Annotated in this window: 16 protein-coding genes and 1 pseudogene; 12 read left to right on the top strand and 5 right to left on the bottom strand. The window is 71.8% G+C overall.

Translation table 11 applies throughout. From position 1 onward, the window contains the following. Positions 1-42 precede the first annotated feature (42 nt). Both ACFY4A_RS32650 and ACFY4A_RS32645 read left to right on the top strand, forming a co-directional pair. Entirely contained in the window at positions 43-1,005 is a 963-nt protein-coding gene (locus ACFY4A_RS32650; RefSeq protein WP_390832936.1) for an electron transfer flavoprotein subunit alpha/FixB family protein, read from the top strand. Between the two features lie 236 nt (positions 1,006-1,241). After that, positions 1,242-2,546: a DUF6986 family protein gene (locus ACFY4A_RS32645; RefSeq protein WP_390832935.1), complete on the top strand. Its 1,305-nt coding sequence runs from the start codon at positions 1,242-1,244 to the stop codon at positions 2,544-2,546. Positions 2,547-2,799: 253 nt separating this feature from the next. Here the strand turns inward: ACFY4A_RS32645 and ACFY4A_RS32640 are convergent, their stop codons facing one another. Then, positions 2,800-3,870: a LacI family DNA-binding transcriptional regulator gene (locus ACFY4A_RS32640; protein WP_390832934.1), complete on the bottom strand. Its 1,071-nt coding sequence runs from the start codon at positions 3,868-3,870 to the stop codon at positions 2,800-2,802. 223 nt (positions 3,871-4,093) lie between these two features. On the opposite strand from ACFY4A_RS32640, the gene ACFY4A_RS32635 reads away from it, so the two are divergent. Next, a complete protein-coding gene (locus tag ACFY4A_RS32635) occupies positions 4,094-5,047 on the top strand; it encodes an ROK family protein (RefSeq protein ID WP_390832933.1) in 954 nt (317 codons plus the stop codon). 91 nt (positions 5,048-5,138) lie between these two features. Here the strand turns inward: ACFY4A_RS32635 and ACFY4A_RS32630 are convergent, their stop codons facing one another. Next, a complete protein-coding gene (locus tag ACFY4A_RS32630; RefSeq protein ID WP_390832931.1) occupies positions 5,139-7,169 on the bottom strand; it encodes an NPCBM/NEW2 domain-containing protein in 2,031 nt (676 codons plus the stop codon). Between the two features lie 210 nt (positions 7,170-7,379). On the opposite strand from ACFY4A_RS32630, the gene ACFY4A_RS32625 reads away from it, so the two are divergent. The 5 genes from ACFY4A_RS32625 (at position 7,380) to ACFY4A_RS32605 (ending at position 11,996) form a co-directional block, all read left to right on the top strand. Next, complete coding sequence (locus tag ACFY4A_RS32625; protein ID WP_390832930.1) at positions 7,380-8,705, top strand: ABC transporter substrate-binding protein; 1,326 nt, start codon at positions 7,380-7,382, stop codon at positions 8,703-8,705. A 19-nt stretch (positions 8,706-8,724) separates the two neighbouring features. Further along, positions 8,725-9,639, top strand: a complete 915-nt coding sequence (locus ACFY4A_RS32620) for a carbohydrate ABC transporter permease (protein WP_390832929.1) — start codon at positions 8,725-8,727, stop codon at positions 9,637-9,639. Continuing rightward, the gene (locus ACFY4A_RS32615) at positions 9,636-10,559 is read left to right on the top strand and encodes a carbohydrate ABC transporter permease (RefSeq protein WP_390832928.1); all 924 of its coding nucleotides are present in this window, start codon (positions 9,636-9,638) and stop codon (positions 10,557-10,559) included. The genes ACFY4A_RS32620 and ACFY4A_RS32615 overlap by 4 nt, the downstream gene beginning before the upstream one ends. Before the next feature lie 58 nt (positions 10,560-10,617). Then, the gene (locus ACFY4A_RS32610) at positions 10,618-10,815 is read left to right on the top strand and encodes a hypothetical protein (protein WP_390832927.1); all 198 of its coding nucleotides are present in this window, start codon (positions 10,618-10,620) and stop codon (positions 10,813-10,815) included. Between the two features lie 140 nt (positions 10,816-10,955). After that, entirely contained in the window at positions 10,956-11,996 is a 1,041-nt protein-coding gene (locus ACFY4A_RS32605; protein WP_390832926.1) for an NUDIX domain-containing protein, read from the top strand. A 447-nt stretch (positions 11,997-12,443) separates the two neighbouring features. Here ACFY4A_RS32605 and ACFY4A_RS32600 read toward each other — a convergent pair whose 3' ends face one another. Beyond that, complete coding sequence (locus tag ACFY4A_RS32600) at positions 12,444-13,799, bottom strand: dipeptidase (RefSeq protein ID WP_390832925.1); 1,356 nt, start codon at positions 13,797-13,799, stop codon at positions 12,444-12,446. A gap of 215 nt (positions 13,800-14,014) precedes the next feature. On the opposite strand from ACFY4A_RS32600, the gene ACFY4A_RS32595 reads away from it, so the two are divergent. Further along, a complete protein-coding gene (locus ACFY4A_RS32595; RefSeq protein WP_390832924.1) occupies positions 14,015-15,259 on the top strand; it encodes a geranylgeranyl reductase family protein in 1,245 nt (414 codons plus the stop codon). Here the strand turns inward: ACFY4A_RS32595 and ACFY4A_RS32590 are convergent. Next, a complete protein-coding gene (locus ACFY4A_RS32590) occupies positions 15,249-15,719 on the bottom strand; it encodes a nitroreductase family deazaflavin-dependent oxidoreductase (protein WP_390832923.1) in 471 nt (156 codons plus the stop codon). The two genes, ACFY4A_RS32595 and ACFY4A_RS32590, sit on opposite strands and share 11 nt — an antisense overlap. 130 nt (positions 15,720-15,849) lie before the next feature. On the opposite strand from ACFY4A_RS32590, the gene ACFY4A_RS32585 reads away from it, so the two are divergent. The 3 genes from ACFY4A_RS32585 (at position 15,850) to ACFY4A_RS32575 (ending at position 18,573) form a co-directional block, all read left to right on the top strand. After that, on the top strand, positions 15,850-16,539 hold the full coding sequence (locus tag ACFY4A_RS32585; RefSeq protein WP_390832922.1) for a TetR/AcrR family transcriptional regulator: 690 nt from the start codon (positions 15,850-15,852) through the stop codon (positions 16,537-16,539). A 139-nt stretch (positions 16,540-16,678) separates the two neighbouring features. Further along, positions 16,679-17,911: a sensor histidine kinase gene (locus ACFY4A_RS32580; RefSeq protein ID WP_390832921.1), complete on the top strand. Its 1,233-nt coding sequence runs from the start codon at positions 16,679-16,681 to the stop codon at positions 17,909-17,911. Then, positions 17,908-18,573: a response regulator gene (locus tag ACFY4A_RS32575; protein ID WP_390832920.1), complete on the top strand. Its 666-nt coding sequence runs from the start codon at positions 17,908-17,910 to the stop codon at positions 18,571-18,573. The genes ACFY4A_RS32580 and ACFY4A_RS32575 overlap by 4 nt, the downstream gene beginning before the upstream one ends. Here ACFY4A_RS32575 and ACFY4A_RS32570 read toward each other — a convergent pair. After that, positions 18,534-18,774, bottom strand: a pseudogene (locus ACFY4A_RS32570) (DUF6332 family protein). The gene ACFY4A_RS32575 and the pseudogene ACFY4A_RS32570 overlap by 40 nt on opposite strands. Positions 18,775-18,811 lie beyond the last annotated feature (37 nt).

Genomic DNA, 18,811 nt, shown 5'->3' with positions numbered 1-18,811 from the left:
CCGCCGACCGTCCCACTTCGCAAGCAGGAGAGAAGAAGTCCCATGGCTGAAGTCCTCGTCTACGTCGACCACGCGGACGGTGCCGTCCGCAAGCCGACCCTGGAACTGCTGACCCTGGCCCGCCGCATCGGCGAGCCGGTCGCCGTCGCCCTCGGGGCGGGTGCCGCGGACACCGCCGCGACGCTCGCCGAGCACGGCGCGGTGAAGGTCCTCACCCACGACGCGTCCGAGTACGCCGACTACCTGGTCGTGCCGAAGGTGGACGCCCTGCAGGCCGCGGTCGGAGCCGTCTCACCGGCCGCCGTGCTCGTCCCGTCCTCCACCGAGGGCAAGGAGATCGCCGCCCGCCTGGCGCTGCGCATCGGTTCGGGCATCATCACCGACGCCGTCGACCTGGAGGCCGGCGACAAGGGCCCGGTGGCCACCCAGTCGGTGTTCGCCGCCTCGTACAGCACCAAGTCCCGTGTCTCCAAGGGCATCCCGGTCATCACGGTCAAGCCGAACTCGGCCGCCGTGGAGGCCGCCCCGGCCGCCGGTGCGGTCGAGGCGCTGGACGTCACGTTCTCCGACCAGGCGACCGGCACGAAGATCACCGGCCGGACGCCGCGTGAGTCGACGGGCCGTCCGGAGCTGACCGAGGCCGCGATCGTGGTCTCCGGCGGCCGTGGCGTGAACGGCGCGGAGAACTTCGCGATCATCGAGGCGCTCGCCGACTCCCTCGGCGCGGCCGTCGGTGCCTCGCGTGCCGCCGTCGACGCCGGCTGGTACCCGCACACCAGCCAGGTCGGTCAGACCGGCAAGTCGGTCTCGCCGCAGCTGTACATCGCCAACGGCATCTCCGGTGCGATCCAGCACCGGGCGGGCATGCAGACCTCGAAGACGATCGTGGCGGTCAACAAGGACCCCGAGGCCCCGATCTTCGACCTGGTCGACTACGGCGTGGTCGGCGACCTGTTCGAGGTCGTTCCGCAGCTCACCGAGGAGATCAAGGCCCGCAAGGGCTGATCCTCCGGCGCCGACCGAGGCCCTCGTGCCCCGCCTCCTCCGGGCGGGACGCGGGGGCCTCGGCTCGTCCTGGCGGCACGCCCCCTGAGCTTCGGCAGTGATCTCCTCCTCCCGCGCGTCAGGATGAGAGGCGTGGGCGGTCGCACGAAAGACGGTGTTGACCCACGGGAAGATCCACGGATAACTTCGTTCTGCGGATTATTGATTCCGTGAAGCGGAAAACAGGAGGGTGTGGGATGGGTCAGGGCCAGCAGGAGAACGTGGCGACGAGCCTCGCGGGCGCCGTCAGCGAGGAGATCAGCGCCTCCCTCGCGCCGGTCGACGCCGAGCTGGAGCGCCACTACCCGGGCGACCCCGGTACCCGCCAGCCCGTGCACACCGTCTACGTGCCCGGCGACGCCTTCGACGCCGGCACCATCCGCTCCTGGGGCGACCAGGCGCTCGCCGCGCTCGACGAACACGCTCCGGACGCGGCCTCCTTCGCCGCCGTCCTCGGTCTGAGCGACGAACTGGCCGCTCCCGTGTACGACCGCGTCCGCGCCAAGCTGGAGCGGGAGCCCGTCGAAGACCTGCGGATCGACTTCGAGGACGGCTACGGCCCCCGCCCGGACGCGGAGGAGGACGAGGCGGCCGCCCGCGCGGCCAGGCTGGTCGCAGAGGCGTACCGGAGCGGGACGGCCGCCCCGTACATGGGCATCCGCATGAAGTGCCTGGAGGCGGCGGTCCGCGACCGAGGCATCCGCACCCTCGACATCTTCCTCACCGGCCTGATGGCGGCCGGCGACCTGCCCGACGGGCTGGTCCTGACCCTGCCGAAGGTGACCTATCCCGAGCAGGTCACCGCCATGGCCCGGCTGCTCGAGGCCTTCGAGAAGGCCCATGGTCTGGCGCCCGGGCGCCTCGGCTTCGAGCTCCAGATCGAGACCAGCCAGTCCATCCTCGCCGCCGACGGCACCGCCACCGTCGCCCGGATGATCCAGGCCGCCGAGGGCCGCGCCACCGGTCTGCACTACGGCACCTTCGACTACAGCGCCTGCCTCGGTGTCTCCGCCGCCTACCAGGCCAGCGACCACCCGGCCGCCGACTACGCCAAGGCCGTGATGCAGGTCGCCGCGGCCGGCACGGGCGTACGCGTCTCGGACGGCTCGACCAACGTCCTGCCGGTCGGCCCGACCGAGAAGGTGCACGACGCCTGGCGGCTGCACTTCGGCCTCACCCGCCGTGCCCTGGCCCGCGCCTACTACCAGGGCTGGGACATGCACCCCGGCCACATCCCCACGCGGTACGCGGCCGTGTTCGCCTTCTACCGCGAGGGCTTCGAACAGGCGGCGGCCCGCCTGGCCCGCTACGTCAGCCGCGCCGGCGGCGACGTCATGGACGAGCCCGCCACCGCCAAGGCGCTCAGCGGCTACCTGCTGCGCGGCCTGGACTGCGGCGCCCTCGACTCCGCCGAGGTCGCCCAGCTCACCGGCCTGACCCGCACCGACCTGGAGTCCTTCGCCGCCCCGCGCCGCGGCGACCTCACCGCGTCGGCGCAGTAGCCGGCGGTTCTCCGGCAGGGGTCATGACCAAGGGCCTTGTCCCCGCGCTCACGCTCCTGTGCGTCCCTCCGGCCCCCTGGCCACCCGGCCCCCGCCTCGATCATCCGCGTGCTCCAACCTGGCTCGTTGGCTGTCCAGCCGTGTGTCCCACGTCTCCCGCGCACAGCCGCGGGTCCGCCGGGGCCCGAGTCGGGCCGTAGGTCCAGCCGTGCGGTGACGACGGGGAGGAAGCCGGAGCCTCGCCGCCGGCCGTTCAGTCCGACGGGGGCAGTTCGCCCGAGCCGCGGGTGATCAGGCGGGTCGGGAGTTCGATGCGTTCCGGGGCGAGGAGGGTGCCGTCCAGCTGGCGGAAGAGGCGCTCGGCGGCGGTCCGGCCGAGGGCCGCCGCGTCCTGGGCGACGACCGTGACGCCCGGCTGGAGCAGATCGGCCAGTTCGATGTCGTCGAAGCCGACGAGGGCGACCCGGCGCGCCTGCTCGGCCAGCACGCGGATCACGGTGACGGTCACCCGGTTGTTGCCCGCGAAGACCGCGGTGACCGGGTCGGGCCCGGACAGCATCGTCTCGGTGGCCCGGCGCACCCGCTCCGGGTCGGTGACGCCCAGCGACATCCAGGAGCCCTCGACCGCTATGCCCGCGTCCGCCATCGCCGCCCGGTAGCCGCGCAGGCGCTCGGCGGCCGTATGGATGCGCGGCATGTCGCCGATGAACCCGATCCGGTGGTGGCCGTGGGCGATCAGGTGGGCGACGCCGTCGCGGGCGCCTCCGAAGTTGTCCGACAGCACGACGTCGGCCTCGATGTTCCCGGCCGGGCGGTCCACGAACACGGTCGCGACGCCCGCCTTGATCTCCGGCTCCAGATACCGGTGGTCGTCACCGGCCGGGATGACGACGAGCCCGTCCACCCGCCGTGCGCACAGCGCCAGCGCCAGTTCCTGCTCGCGCTCCGGGTCCTCCGCGCTGGAGCCGTTGATGAGCAGGGCGCCGTGGGCGCGGGCGACCTCCTCCACCGCGCGGCTCAACGGCCCGTAGAACGGGTCGGCGAGGTCCTCCAGAACCAGCCCCACGCTCGCCGTACGGCCCTTGCGCAGCACCCGCGCGCTGTCGTTGCGGCGGAAGCCCAGGGCGGCGATGGCGTCCTGGACACGCCGCTCCGTGTCCGCGGTGACCCCGGGCTCGCCGTTGACCACGCGGGAGACGGTCTTCAGGCCGACGCCCGCGCGTGCCGCCACGTCCTTCATGGTCGGACGGCTGCCGTAGCGGTTCCCGGAGGCGCGGTGTGGGCGGTCTGCGGGGCGGTCTGCTCGACGGGCGGTCTCGGGCACGGTGCGGCGTCCTGTCCTGTCGTCCACGGGTATGCGTCGCGTCACGGGGATGCGTCGGTCCATGGGTTCGTATGAGGATGTGGCGTCGAGCATAGAACCTGGACAACGTTGTCATACGCGCGAGAGACTGTCCACCGCATACTCCGGTCCGCAGCCCCACGGCGAGACCGGAACTGCGCCCACCTCTTGGTTTTCTCATGGTTGACGGGGAGATCTGACTCTGATGCACACCGACCTCGTGGCTGCGCTGGACATCGGCGGCACCAAGATCGCCGGAGCGCTGGTGGACGGCCGCGGCGGCATCCTGGTGCGCGCGCAGCGCCCGACGCCCGCGCGGGAGGACGGGAACACCGTGATGCGGGCCGTGGAGGAGGTGCTCGGCGAGCTGGGCGCGTCGCCGTTGTGGGGGCGTGCCACGGCCCTGGGCATCGGCAGCGCGGGCCCGGTGGACGCCTCCGCGGGCACGGTCAGCCCCGTCAACGTGCCCGGCTGGCGGGGCTACCCGTTGGTCGAGCGGGCCCGCGCCGCGGCCGGCGGCCTGCCCGTGGAGCTGATCGGCGACGGCGTGGCCATCACGGCGGCCGAGCACTGGCAGGGTGCCGCCCGGGGACACGACAACGCGCTCTGCATGGTCGTCTCCACCGGTGTCGGCGGTGGCCTGGTCCTCGACGGGCGGCTGCACCCCGGCCCGACCGGCAACTCCGGGCACATCGGCCACATCAGCGTCGACCTCGACGGCGACCCGTGCCCGTGCGGTTCGCGCGGCTGCGTGGAGCGCATCGCGAGCGGCCCGAACATCGCCCGCCGGGCCCTGGACCACGGCTGGCGCCCGGGCCCCGACGGCGACACCTCGGCCGCCGCGGTGGCCGCCGCCGCCCGTGCCGGGGACCCGGTCGCCGTGGCCTCCTTCGCCCGCGCCGCCCGCGCCCTGGCCGCGGGCATCGCCGCCACCGCGACCCTGGTCGAGATCGACATCGCGGTGATCGGCGGGGGAGTGGCCAAGGCGGGGGACGTGCTCCTCGCCCCGCTCCGCCGGGCCCTGGCCGACTACGCGACCCTCTCCTTCGTGCAGCGTCTGACGGTCGCCCCGGCCCGGATGGGCACGGACGCCGGTCTGGTGGGAGCGGCGGCGGCAGCGCTCGCGGCGCGGACGGGCGTGACGGCGGCCGGCGTCTGAACCGGCGACCGCGGCACAGGGTGTGGGCCGCGCCGGTCGGACGAGGAGGCGTCTGCGGCGCGGGCTCCCGGGAACGCCTCCTCGGCCGGGCTCAGCACGTCAGGCGGGCGTCCCCCCAGTCCGCGTGGTCGTAGTCGATGCCGTCGCCGCCGTCCGTGACGACGAGGCGGACCACCTGCGCGCCGGTCACGTCGGCCGACAGCGGCTGGGCGCCCATCGCGTTGGTGAGGACCCCGGTGGCGGCGACCTTCCGGCCGTCCGCCCAGATCTCGAACGCGACCGTGCCCCTGCCGTTCTTCTCGTCGTCGACGCCGACGTCCGCGGTGACCGTCCGGCAGGCCCTGCCGGTGTAGAACTCGAGGGCGCTCTCCGCGTGTACGCCGAGCCCCTTGGCGTACACCGCCTTGCCGAGAGTGATCGGATGACCGTCACCGGCGGCGCTCTCGCCGTTGCTGGTGTCGCGTTCCACCGGGCCGTAGCCGTTGGTGGCCGACAGCCAGGGGAGGTCGCTGAGGTACGACGTCCCGGCGGGCGGCTGCACCACCACGCCGGCGGCGAGGGCCAGGGTGCTGTCGGCGCGGGCGCCGGCGGGGGAGCGGTAGCTCGCCCTGAGCGTCAGGTCGTACGACCCCGTCGGTGTTCCGGCCGGTGCGGTGACCGTCCAGCGGGTACGCAGCGTCTGGCCCGTCGGTACGGACTCGGCGTGGGCCGCGGACTCGGGCCGTACCGTCCAGCCCTCGGGTCCGGTCAGGGACACGGAGACCTGCGTGGCCGGCGTACGGCCGAGGTCGGTGAGGGTCGTGGACAGCGTCGCCGGCTTGCCCGCCTCCAGCAACGGAGCGCCGTCCAGGCCGAGTTCGACGGCGGGCGGGTTCGCGTCCCAGTGGTGGTCGGCGAAGACCCGGACCAGGACGGTGCCATGGGCCGGAACGGTCGCCGAGATCGTGCCCGCGGTGTTGTAGGAGCGGTGCCGCCACAGGTCGCGCAGGGTGTAGGCGGCGGCGTCGGGCAGGCCCACGGCCCGCGCGGTGGTGGCGATGCGCTGCGGGCTGCCGGTCTCGTTGAACAGGGCGACGGCGCGGCTGCCGTCCTGCATCTCCTTGGCCACGACCCAGCGCCCGCCCTCGGAGGTGACGACGGAGCCCTGCTTGCCCAGGGGGTCCTGGTCGACGGCGATGACCTCCTTGTTGCCCAGGATGTCGAAGGTCGCCTCGGAGGCCTTGCGCAGGTCCGAGCCGATGAGCAGCGGTGCGGCCATCACGGACCACATCGAGAAGTGGGTGCGGTACTCGGTGTCCGTCATGCCGCCGTTGCCGACCTCCAGCATGTCGGGGTCGTTCCAGTGGCCCGGACCGGCGTACGGGGCGAGCGGCAGGTTCTGCTTCAGGATCGACAGCATGGAGCCCCAGCTGTCGCTGATGTCACCGGTCGTGCGCCACAGGTGCCCGACGTCGGAGGCCCATTCCCAGGGCTTGTTCTGGCCCCATTCGCAGAGGCTGTAGACGATGGGCCGGCCGGTCGCCTTCAGCGCGTCCCGCATGGTGGTGTAGCGGAGTCTGGCGTCCACGCCCTGGTTGTTGCAGTTGTCGTACTTGAGGTAGTCCACGCCCCAGTCGGCGAACTGCTGGGCGTCGCTGTACTCGTGGCCGAGCGCGCCGGGGAATCCGGCGCTGCTGCACGTCTTGGTGCCGGCGCTGGTGTAGATGCCCAGCTTGAGACCCTTGGAGTGCACGTAGTCCGCGACGGCCTTGATGCCGTTCGGGAACCGGGTCGGGTCGGGCACGAGCTTGCCGTTCGCGTCGCGGGCGGGCAGGGCCCAGCAGTCGTCGAGATTGACGTACTGGTACCCGGCGTCCTTCAGGCCCTTGGCGACGAAGAGGTCGGCGATGCCCTTGACCATGGACTCGTCGAACTCGGCCCGGCAGTGCGTGGAGTTCCAGTTGTTGAAGCCCATGGGAGGGGTGAGGGCGAGCCCGTCGGCCCGTGTGACGGAGTCCCGCGTGGGGGCCGCGGCGGCGGGCGCGGCGACTGCGGGGACGGCGAGCCCCGCGGTGCACAGCAGTCCTGCGGCCAGGGCCCCGACCACTGTGCGGCGGGCGGTGCGCGTGTGCGGCTGACGCATAAGAACGCTCCTCCGAACTCGCGAAAGATGGGATGACATCATGTTCGCGCCATCGGTGCGCGGTTATGGTAGGACGTGTCTGACTCTGTTGGAAGAGAAGTGGTAACGGTTGGCCGATATCCCGTCAGGGACCTTGACTGCTTTGCGAGTTGGCGGTGAGATCCCATTCTCGCGTTCGGTTGTGTTGGGTGGCACCCCGAGGAGGGGGACATGGCGCAGTCATCGTTCAACCGGCTCGTCCCGCCGACCGGTGCGGCAGTACATCCGATCTCCCGGCGCAATGTCCTGCGTGGTGCGGCCGTCGGAGCGGGCGCGGTCACGCTTCCCGCCCTGCTGTCCGCCTGCGGTTCCGGCCCCGGCGGAGGCAAGAACGAGGTCACCGTCGGGTCGAACGCCTCGGACGCGGTGCCGAAGAAGGCGTACGCGGCGGCCTTCGACGCGTACCAGAAGCAGTCCGGCAAGAAGGTCAAGGTCAACACCAAGGACCACAACGACTTCCAGGAGAACATCAACCGGTATCTCCAGGGTCGGCCCGACGACGTCTTCATGTGGTTCGCGGGGTACCGGATGCAGTACTTCGCGGAGAAGGGACTGCTGACCGACATCAGTGACGTGTGGTCGTCCTTCTCCGGGTTCTCCGACGCCCTCAAGGCGCAGTCCACGCACGACGGCCGGCAGTTCTTCGTGCCGTACTACTACTATCCGTGGGCCGTCTTCCACCGTAAGAGCCTGTTCCAGCAGAAGGGCTACCAACAGCCCGAGACCTGGGACGACTTCATCGCGCTGGCCAAGCAGATGTCCAAGGACGGCACCCCGGTCGCCTTCTGCGACAAGGACGGCTGGCCCGCCATGGGCACCTTCGACTACATCAACCTGCGCCTCAACGGATACGACTTCCACAAGTCCCTGATGGCGGGCGAGGAGGCGTGGACCGACAACCGGGTGAAGAAGGTCTTCGACACCTGGCGCGAGCTGATGCCGTACTACCAGAAGGGCGCCCTCGGCCGGACCTGGGAGGAGGCCGGGCAGAGCCTTCAGCAGCGCAAGACGGGCATGGCCGTCTTCGGCATGCCGCACCCCGGCAGCCAGTTCCCGGAGAACGAGCGCGACGACATCGACTTCTTCGCGTTCCCCGAGATCGACCCGCAGTACGGCCAGGACGCCGTGGAGGCGCCCATCGACGGCTTCCTCGTCGCGAAGAAGTCCAAGAACGTCGCCGCCGCCAAGGACCTGCTCAAATGGCTCGGCACGCCGAAGGCCGAGGACGTCTACCTGCGGTACGACCCGAACAACGTGGCCGTCAACTCCGGCGCGGACACCTCCACGTACAGCTCCCTGCAGAAGAAGTCCGCCGAACTCGTCTCCGGCGCCCGGCAGATCTCGCAGTTCCTGGACCGCGACACCCGCCCCGACTTCGCCTCCACCGTGATGATCCAGGCGATCCAGGACTTCATCGGCAACCCGAAGGACGTCGACGGGCTGTGCAACAGCATCGAACGGCAGAAGAAGACCATCTTCTCGCAGCCCGTCGGCTGATCACTGGGGGACATCTTCCGTGGCGCTCACCTCCCCGCGGCGCGCCGGACGGCCACGGCTGCACCGGTTCACCCGTCGCGACCTCGCCGTCCTCGGCGTGCTGCTCGGCATTCCGGTGCTGCTCGACGTCGCCATCGTCTGGGGACCGACGCTGGCCTCCATCGGACTGTCCTTCACCTCCTGGGACGGCATCGGGGACATCCACTGGGCCGGCGGCGAGAACTACCGGAACCTCGCGGAGAACTACCCGCCGTTCTGGCCCGCGGTCCGCCACAACGTCCTGTGGCTGCTCTTCCTGGGACTGATCGCGACGCCGTTCGGGCTGTTCCTGGCCGTCCTCATCGACCGGGGGGTCCGCTTCAGCCGCTTCTACCAGTCCGTGCTCTACCTGCCGGTGGTGCTCTCGCTGGCCATCGTCGGCTTCATGGCCCAACTGCTGCTGGGAACCGACCAGGGCGCGGTCAACACCCTCCTCGGCAACCACACCGACCCCATCGACTGGCTCGGCGACTCCCGCCTCAACATCTGGATGATGATGATCGCGGCCAGCTGGCGGCACGTCGGCTACGTCATGATCCTCTACCTGGCCGGACTGAAGTCCGTCGACCCGGCGCTGAAGGAGGCGGCGGCGATCGACGGGGCGAACGAACGCCAGACGTTCTTCCGCGTGGTCCTGCCGACCCTGCGCCCGGTGAACGTCGTCGTCGGCGTCATCACGGTCATCGAGGCTCTGCGCGCCTTCGACATCGTCTACGCGGTCAACAAGGGCCGCAACGGCCTGGAACTGCTGTCGGTGCTGATCACCGACAACATCATCGGCGAGGCGAGCCGCATCGGCTTCGGCTCAGCCATCGCCGTGGTCCTGCTCACCGTGTCCCTGGGGTGCATCGTGACGTTCCTGGTCCAAGAGCTGCGGGGTGCGCGCGACAGATGACGGCAGAAATCCGCAGCACCGCGCCCGTGCACCGCCCGGCGCCGGCGCCCGCACAGCCGGCGGGATCCCGGCGGCGGGGCCGCTGGGGCGTGCAGATCTTCCTGTCGGCGGTGTCGCTGGCGTTCGTCGCGCCGCTGCTGCTCGCCGTCTACGCCTCCCTGCGCCCGTACCAGGACACGGCGCAGCACGGCTACTTCTCCTGGCCCAGGCAGCTGTCCTTCGGGTACTACCGCCAGGCCTACACCGAGTCCGGCATGGGCAGGTACTTCACCAACACGCTGATCATCGCGGTGCCCGCGGTGATCGTCACGCTGTTCCTGGCGGCGTTCGTGGCGTTCGCGGTCTCGCGCCTGAGACTGCGCGGCGGCCTCGTCCTGCTGATGTTCTTCACGGCGGGCAACCTGCTCCCGCAGCAGGTGATCGTCACGCCCCTCTACGTCCTGTTCAACAGGATCCCGTTGCCGTGGTGGATGTCCGACTCGCTGACGATGTACGACTCCTACTGGGCCGTCATCGTCGTCAACATCGGCTTCCAGCTGGGATTCTGCGTCTTCGTCCTGGCCAATTTCATGCGCACGCTGCCCCAGGAGATCCTGGAGGCGGCGATCGTCGACGGCGCCGGGGTGTGGACCCAGTTCTGGCGCATCACCCTGCCGCTGTGCCGCCCGGCCCTCGCGGCCCTGGCCACGCTCGAGTTCACCTGGGTCTACAACGACTTCCTCTGGGCGCTGATCTTCATCTCCAACCCCGACAAGCTCCCGATCACCTCCTCCCTGAACAACCTGCGTGGACAGTTTTTTACGGACTACAACCTGCTGGCGGCCGGATCGGTCCTGGTGGCCCTTCCGACGATCCTGGTCTTCCTGCTCCTGCAACGCCACTTCATCGCGGGACTGACCCTGGGGTCGACGAAGGGGTGAGTGCTCCCGTCGGGTGCACGAGCGTGACCCCCGGGCGGTGGGCGCAGTTGAACCGAGCATGAAGAAGCGCAGCATGCTCGCCCTCGCGTCCCTGGCCACCGGATTCGTCGTGGCCGCCGTCACTCCGTCGCACGCCGTCGACCACGACGGGCTCGGTGATCGGAGCGTGAAGGACATCGTGGGCACCGTCGACCAGGTCGTCGGTCAGGAAGGCCTTGCCACGGACGACGACGCGTCCGGGCCCCGGCACGGCTGACGTCCGTCGGCCGAGCGCGGCGCCGGCGCCCCGCCGCGGGCGGTGCCGGCGCCGTCCTGTGGACGGCCCTCAACTGGGGCTGGTTTCCGTGGCAGGGTGGAGCGGGCAAGCCACAGGGGGCCGACTGCAGAGGGGGACCCGTGATCGTCTGGATCAACGGCGCTTTCGGTGCGGGGAAGACGACCACCGCACGGGAACTGATCGAACTGATCCCGAACAGTACGCTCTTCGACCCCGAGGTCATCGGCGGTGCGCTGACGTACCTGCTGCCGCCCAAACACCTCGCCGAGGTCGGCGACTACCAGGACCTGCCGATCTGGCGGCGCATGGTGATCGACACGGCGGCCGCGATGCTCGCCGAACTGGGCGGAACCCTCGTGGTGCCCATGACCCTGCTGCGCCAGGAATACCGCGACGAGATCTTCGGCGGGCTCGCCGCCCGCCGCGTCGCCGTGCGGCACATCCTCCTGGCCCCGGCCGAAACGATCCTGCGGGAGCGGATAGCCCACCGGGAGGTCCCGCCCGACCTGCCCGACGGCGAGATGCGCGTCCGCCAGTGGTCCTACGACCACATCGAGCCCTACCGGGCCGCCCTGGCCTCCTGGCTCACCGCCGACGCCCACCCCGTCGACACCAGCGCCCTCACCCCGCACGAGACGGCCGTCCGCATCGTCGAGGCCGTCAGCAGCGGTGCCGTGCCCGTCTGCGACATCGTGCAGACGCCGGAGCCCACGGCCGAGACCGTCGCCTCCGGGGTGCTGCTGTTCGACGAACGGGACCGCGTGCTGCTCGTCGACCCCACCTACAAGCCCGGCTGGGAGTTCCCCGGCGGTGTCGTCGAACCCGGCGAGGCCCCGGCCCGTGCGGGCATGCGCGAGGTCGCCGAGGAGACGGGGGTACGGCTGGACGACGTGCCGCGGCTGCTCGTGGTCGACTGGGAGCCGCCCGCGCCCCCCGCCTTCGGAGGTCTGCGCTTCCTCTTCGACGGCGGCCGGCTGGACTCCGCGGCGGCCCAGCGCCTGCTGCTGCCCGGACCCGAGCTGCGCGACTGCCGCTTCGTCACCGAGCGGGAGGCCGCCGACCTGCTCCCACCCGTGCGCTACGCACGACTGCGCTGGGCGCTGCGTGCCCGCGAGCGCGGCGCGGCGGTGTACCTGGAGGCGGGCGTGCCGGTCGGCTGACGCGCCGACAGCCACAGCGGTCCCGCCCGTCGTTTCGGCGAGTCTGGCCTGCGTCCGGTGTGTCCGGCCTGTCCCTGGGGAGGCCTGCTGTTTCCCGGTGTGTCCTGCTTTCGTCTGGGGAGTCCCGTCCGTCCCCGGAGTGTCCGGGCTGTCTCCGGCAAGTCGCCCCTGTCTCCGGGGAGTCCGGCCTGTCGCCGGGGAGTCCGGCCTGTCTCCGGAAGTCCCGCCTGTCTCCGGGGAGTCCCGCCTGCGCCCGGTGGGGTCCCCGGCGTGCCCCGCCTGCCTCGCCGCGTGCGGCTCAGCCGCACTCGCGCTCACGGCACCCCGGGTATGGTCGCCGCCACCGATCTCCTCAGCCGGCCGGACCGCCCCGTACCCGTCCGCCGTTCCGCACAGGGCTCCCGACGCGAAGCGAGGGCCCTGTGCCGGTGGGAGCGGGTGGGGCGCTCAGTCGGTCGCGTAGTTGCGCAGGAACAGGGCCTCCGCGATCGAGAGGCGCTCCAGCTCCTCGGGGGAGACGCTCTCGTTCACGGCGTGGATCTGCGCCTCCGGCTCGCTCAGGCCGATCAGCAGGATCTCGGCCCGCGGGTAGAGGGCGGCGAGGGTGTTGCACAGCGGGATGGAGCCGCCCTGACCGGCGTACTGCATGTCCTGGCCGGGGTAGGCGACCGCCATCGCGTCGGCCATCGCCCGGTAGGCCGGGCTCCTGGTGTCGGCGCGGAAGGCCTGGCCCTGGCCGATCTGCTCGGTGCGCACCCGGGCGCCCCAGGGGGTGCGGGCCTCCAGGTGGGCCCGGAGCAGCTTGGCCGCCTCGCCCGCGTCGACGCCCGGCGGCACCCGCAGGCTGATCAGGGCGCGGGCGCCGGCCTGCACGGACGGGGTGGCGCCGACGACCGGCGGGCAGTCGATGCCGAGCACGGTGACGGCCGGGCGGGCCCAGATGCGGTCGGCGACCGTGCCGGAACCGATCAGCTCCACACCGTCCAGCACCTTGGCGTCCTTGCGGAACTGCTCCTCCTCGTAGGCCAGGCCGTCCCAGACGGACTCGCCGGCCAGTCCTTCGACGGTCGTCGAGCCGTCCTCGGCGCGCAGCGAGTCCAGCACACGGATCAGCGCGGCGAGCGCGTCCGGGGCGGCACCGCCGAACTGGCCGGAGTGCAGGTTGCCTTCGAGGGTGTCGACCTGGACCCGCACCAGGGTCATGCCGCGCAGGGTGCTGGTGACGGTCGGCAGACCGACGCGGAAGTTGCCGGCGTCACCGATCACGATGGTGTCGGCGGCCAGGAGTTCGGGGTGTTCCTCGGCGTAGCGCTCCAGGCCGCCGGTGCCCTGCTCCTCGGAGCCCTCGGCTATCACCTTGACGTTGACCGGGACGCCGCCGTCGGCCTTCAGAGCGCGCAGGGCGAGCAGGTGCATGATGAGGCCGCCCTTGCAGTCGGCGGCGCCGCGCCCGTACCAGCGGCCGTCGCGCTCGGTGAGCTCGAAGGGCGGGCTGGTCCAGCCGGCCTCGTCCAGCGGCGGCTGCACGTCGTAGTGGGCGTAGAGCAGGACCGTCTTCGCGCCCTCCGGTCCGGGCAGGTAGCCGTACACCGACTGGGTGCCGTCCGGGGTGTCGAGCAGCGCCACGTCCGTGAAGCCCTCGGCGCGCAGCGCGTCGGCGATCCAGTTCGCGGCGCCCTCGCTCTCGCTCTTCGGGTACTGGCCGAAGTCCGCCACCGACTGGAAGGCCACCAGCTCGGCGAGTTCCGCCCGCGCCCTGGGCATGAGGGAGGCGACGGTCTCGGCGACCGGATTCGACGACATGGGCACGCTCCTTGTCGGTGCGAAGGCGCACTCGTGGGTACCGGGGAGATACTTCCGAGCACTTCTGTGTTCCGGATGATCGCGTCAGCGTAGGCGCGACCCCGTGTACGAGGCACGTACGCTGCTGATCCTCCCACAGCGGCCCACCGCCAAGGCCGCCGTAGGATGCGGGAGGCAGCAGCGGCAGGCGGCTTGATCGGGAGCGGTAGACCATCGTGAGCAGCGAGAACTCTTCGGCGGACGACGTGCAGCGGGTGTGGGACGTCGTCGTGGTGGGCGCGGGACCCGCGGGGGCCTCGGCCGCCTACGCGGCGGCGGTCGCGGGGCGGCGCGTGCTGTTGCTGGAGAAGGCGGAGCTGCCCCGGTACAAGACGTGCGGCGGCGGGATCATCGGCCCCTCGCGCGACTCGCTGCCGCCCGGCTTCGAGCTCCCGTTGAAGGACCGCGTGCACGCGGTGACCTTCTCCCACAACGGCCGCTTCACCCGCACCCGCCGTTCCAAGCAGATGCTGTTCGGGCTGATCAACCGGCCCGAGTTCGACCAGCAGTTGGTCGAGCACGCGCAGAAGGCGGGCGCGGAGCTGCGGGCCGGCGCCGCGGTCTCGCGGGTCGAGCAGCACGGTTCGGCGGTGCCGGACCGGCGTACGGTCGCCGTGGTGCTCCAAGGCGGTGAGACGGTGCTCGCGCGCGCGGTGGTCGGCGCCGACGGCAGCGCCAGCCGGATAGGAGCCCATGTCGGGGTGAAGCTGGACCAGGTGGACCTCGGCCTGGAGGCGGAGATCCCGGTGCCCGAGACCGTCGCCGAGGACTGGCGCGGGCGGGTGCTCATCGACTGGGGGCCGATGCCCGGCAGTTACGGCTGGGTCTTCCCCAAGGCGGACACGCTGACCGTCGGAGTGATCTCGGCGCGCGGCGAAGGCGCCGCCACCAAGCGGTACTTGGAGGACTTCATCGCCCGGCTGGGCCTGGCCGGATTCGAACCGAGCATCTCCTCGGGCCATCTGACCCGCTGCCGGGCCGAGGACTCGCCGCTCTCGCGCGGGCGGGTGCTGGTGTGCGGGGACGCGGCCGGACTCCTGGAGCCGTGGACGCGCGAGGGCATCTCCTTCGCGCTCAGGTCCGGGCGGCTCGCGGGGGAGTGGGCGGTGCGCGTCGCCGAGGCGCACGACGCGGTGGACACCCGGCGCCAGGCCCTTAACTACGCGTTCGCGATCAAGGCGGGACTGGGCGTGGAGATGGCCGTCGGCAAACGGATGCTCGCGGTGTTCGAGCGCCGGCCGGGGATCTTCCACGCCGTCCTGACCGGCTTCCGGCCCGCCTGGAAGGCGTTCAAGGACATCACGCAGGGCTCGACCTCGCTCGGTGAGATCGTCCGCACCCACCCCATGGCCCACCGCGCCCTGACCGCGCTGGACCGGCGGCCGGCCCGGCCCGCCGACGAGGACCCGGTCAGTTCCTGACCGTGATGCGGAAGACCGGGTGGTCGGGGGCGGACGCGGTGATCTCCTCGTCGGAGGACTTCGCCGTGACGCCCTTGAAGTACCCGTCGACCTGCCAGCCCCACCTCTCCAGGTAGGTCCGCAGGATCGGGAGCTTCTCCGCGTCGAGCAGCTCCACCGCGGTGAACTCGCGGACCTTCCGCCCGACGCGCAGTTCCCCGCCGCCCGCCGCGCGCATGTTGCGCACCCACTGCGAGTGGCCGCGCGCCGAGACCAGGTACTGCCCGCCCTCGTACGTGTGCGGATTGACCGGAATGCGCTGCGGCTTGCCGCTCTTGCGGCCGCGCACCGACAACTCGGCCGAGCCGGCGAGGCTCAGCCCGCGGCGGGCCAGCCAGCCGATGACGCTGTTCAGACGGACGGCCATCGGGCTGCCCTTGAGGTAGTACGGCGACGAGGAAGACGAAGCGGACGACGACATGATGACCCCCACGGGTTCGGGAGAGCAGTGCTCTCGCTTGTTGAACAGTGTGGGGTAGATCGGTGATCCAAGGCAAGAGCAGTGCTCTTTTTCGTGTGCAGTGCTCCGAATTCGTGGAACACTGGTGCGCATGAGCACCGCACAGGGAGCCCGCGCCCGGGCCAGGACGGAGATCACCGCGGCGATCAAGGACGAGGCCCGCAGACAGCTCGCGGCCGAGGGTGCCGCGAAACTCTCGCTGCGCGCCGTGGCCCGCGAACTCGGCATGGTCTCCTCCGCGCTGTACCGGTACTTCCCGAGCCGTGACGACCTGCTGACCGCGCTCATCATCGACGCCTACGACTCCGTGGGCGAGGCCGCGGAGGCGGCGAACGCGGACGCGTCCGGCGCCGAGCCCCTGGCACGCTGGACCGCCGTGTGCGAGGCGGTGCGCGGCTGGGCGCTCGCCCACCCGCACGAGTACGCCCTCATCTACGGCTCCCCCGTGCCCGGCTACACCGCCCCGAGGACGACCGTCCCGGCCGCGTCCCGCGTCGGTCTGGTCTTCATCGGCATCGTGCGCGACGCCCACGAGCGGCACGCGCTGACCGGGCCGCCGCTCGCCGCCGAACTGCGGGACGAGGCCGAGCGGATGACCGCGGACCTCGCGCCGGGACTGCCGCCCGAGGTGGGTGCCGCGCTCGTCGCCGCGTGGGCGCAGCTCTTCGGGCTGGTCGGGTTCGAGCTGTTCGGGCAGTTCAACCGGGTGGTGGAGGACCGCGAGCCGTTCTTCCGGCACGCGGTGGTCCGGCTCGCGCACGGGACCGGCCTGCGGGCCTGACCGCCGCCGTGACCGGCCGCGCACACGCGAAGGCATGACTTCCCAGGCACTCGCGAAGGCGCGTACTTCCCGGGGAGTACGCGTGATCACCTCGCCCGGCTGACGCCCCGGGCGGCGACGGGCGTCTAGCGTGGCGGTCATGACGGAGCAGCGCGTACGCCGGGGTGGCCCGCCGCAGTGGTGGCGGCACGGCCCCCCGTGGTGGCACCGCGCCGACGAGGGGGAGGCGCCCGGCCGCCACTGGCCCTGGCTCTCCACCGCGCTGTTCACCGCTTTCGTGCTCGTCGGCACGCACTTCTCGGCCCGCAACCAGCACGGCCACCGCGAGCCCCTGGACGCCTTCGGGTTCGCGCTGCTGCTGGTGACCCTGGGCCTGCTGCTGTGGCGCAAGCGGTATCCGGCGTTCGTGGCGTTCGGCACGGCGGCGACCACCCTCGTCTACTACGCCGCCGGATACCCGTACGGACCCGTCTTCCTGGCCGTCGCCGTCAGCTGCTTCAGCGCCGTCGTCGCCGGGCACCGCAGGGCCGCGTGGTCGTCGGTGGCCATGCTGTGGGCCGGGCACGCGCTGATCGCCCTCTGGTTGTACCGCTGGCTGCCCCCACCCGGGGACACCGCCTCCTCCTGGGGGCAGGAACTGGCCATCGCCACCTGGGTGGTGGCCGTCGTCGCGGTCTCGGAGCTGGCCCGTGTGCGCCGCGAGCAGTGGGTCAAGGAGCGCGCCGAGCGCGCCCAGGCCGCCCGGCGCCGGGCCGACGAGGAACGGCTGCGGATCGCCCGTGAACTGCACGACGTCCTCGCGCACAGCATCTCCGTCATCAACGTCCAGGCAGGCGTCGGCCTCGCCCTGCTCGACAGCGACCCGGAGCAGGCGCGCACCGCGCTGACCACCATCAAGGCCGCCAGCAAGGAGGCGCTGGGGGAGGTGCGTCAGGTGCTCGACACCCTGCGCACCCCCGGCGACGCCCCGCGCACCCCCGCGCCCGGCCTCGGCCGGCTGTCCGAGCTGGTGGACCAGGCGGCGACCGCCGGCCTCACCGTCGAGGTCGAGGGGGCACCGCCCCGGCTGCCGCCCGGCACGGACCTCGCCGCCTTCCGCATCGTCCAGGAGGCGCTCACCAACGTCGTACGCCACTCGGGCTCGCGGCACGCGCGCGTCCGCCTCGACCAGGACCGCCGCGCGCTGCGGCTGCGCGTCGACGACGACGGACCCGCGACCGGGGCGGACGCCGGCGGCAGCGGCAACGGCCTGGCCGGGATGCGTGAGCGGGCCGCCGCGCTCGGTGGCACCATCGACGCGGGCGCGCGCCCCGACGGCGGCTGGCGGGTGCTCGCGGTACTGCCCCTGACGACCGAGGAGGAGAACCGGTGATCCGGGTACTGCTGGCCGACGACCAGTCGCTGGTACGGGCCGGCTTCAAGGCGCTGCTCGACGCCCAGCCGGACATCGAGGTCGCCGGGGAGGCCGCGGACGGGGAGGAGGCCCTGCGCGAGGTGCGCGACCTGAGCCCCGACGTGGTGCTCATGGACATCCGCATGCCGCTGCTCGACGGACTGGCCGCGACCCGTCGCATCACCGGCGAGCCGCGGCTGAAGGACGTCAAGGTGGTCATGCTCACCACCTTCGAGCTCGACGAGTACGTCTTCGAGGCGATTCGCTCGGGCGCCTCCGGCTTCCTGGTCAAGGACACCGAACCCGACGAACTCCTGCGCGCGGTACGGGCGGTGGTCGGCGGCGACGCCCTGCTCTCCCCCGGCGTGACGCGCCGCCTGATCGCCGAGTTCGCCGCCCGCTCCAAGGAACCGGCGGCCGCCGACGCCCTCGCGCAGCTCACCGAACGCGAACGCGAGGTGATGGCGCTGGTCGGCATCGGACTGTCCAACGAGGAGATCGCCCGCCGCCTGGTCGTCAGCCCCCTCACCGCCAAGACCCACGTCAGCCGCACCATGGTGAAGCTCGGCGCCCGGGATCGCGCCCAACTGGTCGTCCTGGCCTACGAATCGGGCCTGGTACGCCCGGGCTGGCTGGGCTGAGACGCCTGCCGGAAACGCACCACCGTGCTGACGACCCGGGTGGTGAAGACGACCGGCGCGAGCACCAGGCCCGCCCCCAGGAGCACACCGTGGCGGCGCCCCGCGGCAGGTCGAACAGCAGCACCGGGCCGGCCACGGCCCCGAGGACCACCGCCGCCGCGAACGCCGCGCTGCACAGCTCGTACCGATCCCGACGGTCATCGCGTCCCGCTCGGCCCGACTCCGCCGTTGCCCCGTG

Source organism: Streptomyces sp. NPDC001292 (genome assembly GCF_042896465.1).
Classification (GTDB): domain Bacteria; phylum Actinomycetota; class Actinomycetes; order Streptomycetales; family Streptomycetaceae; genus Streptomyces.
This window is presented reverse-complemented; position numbering and strand designations above follow the sequence as displayed.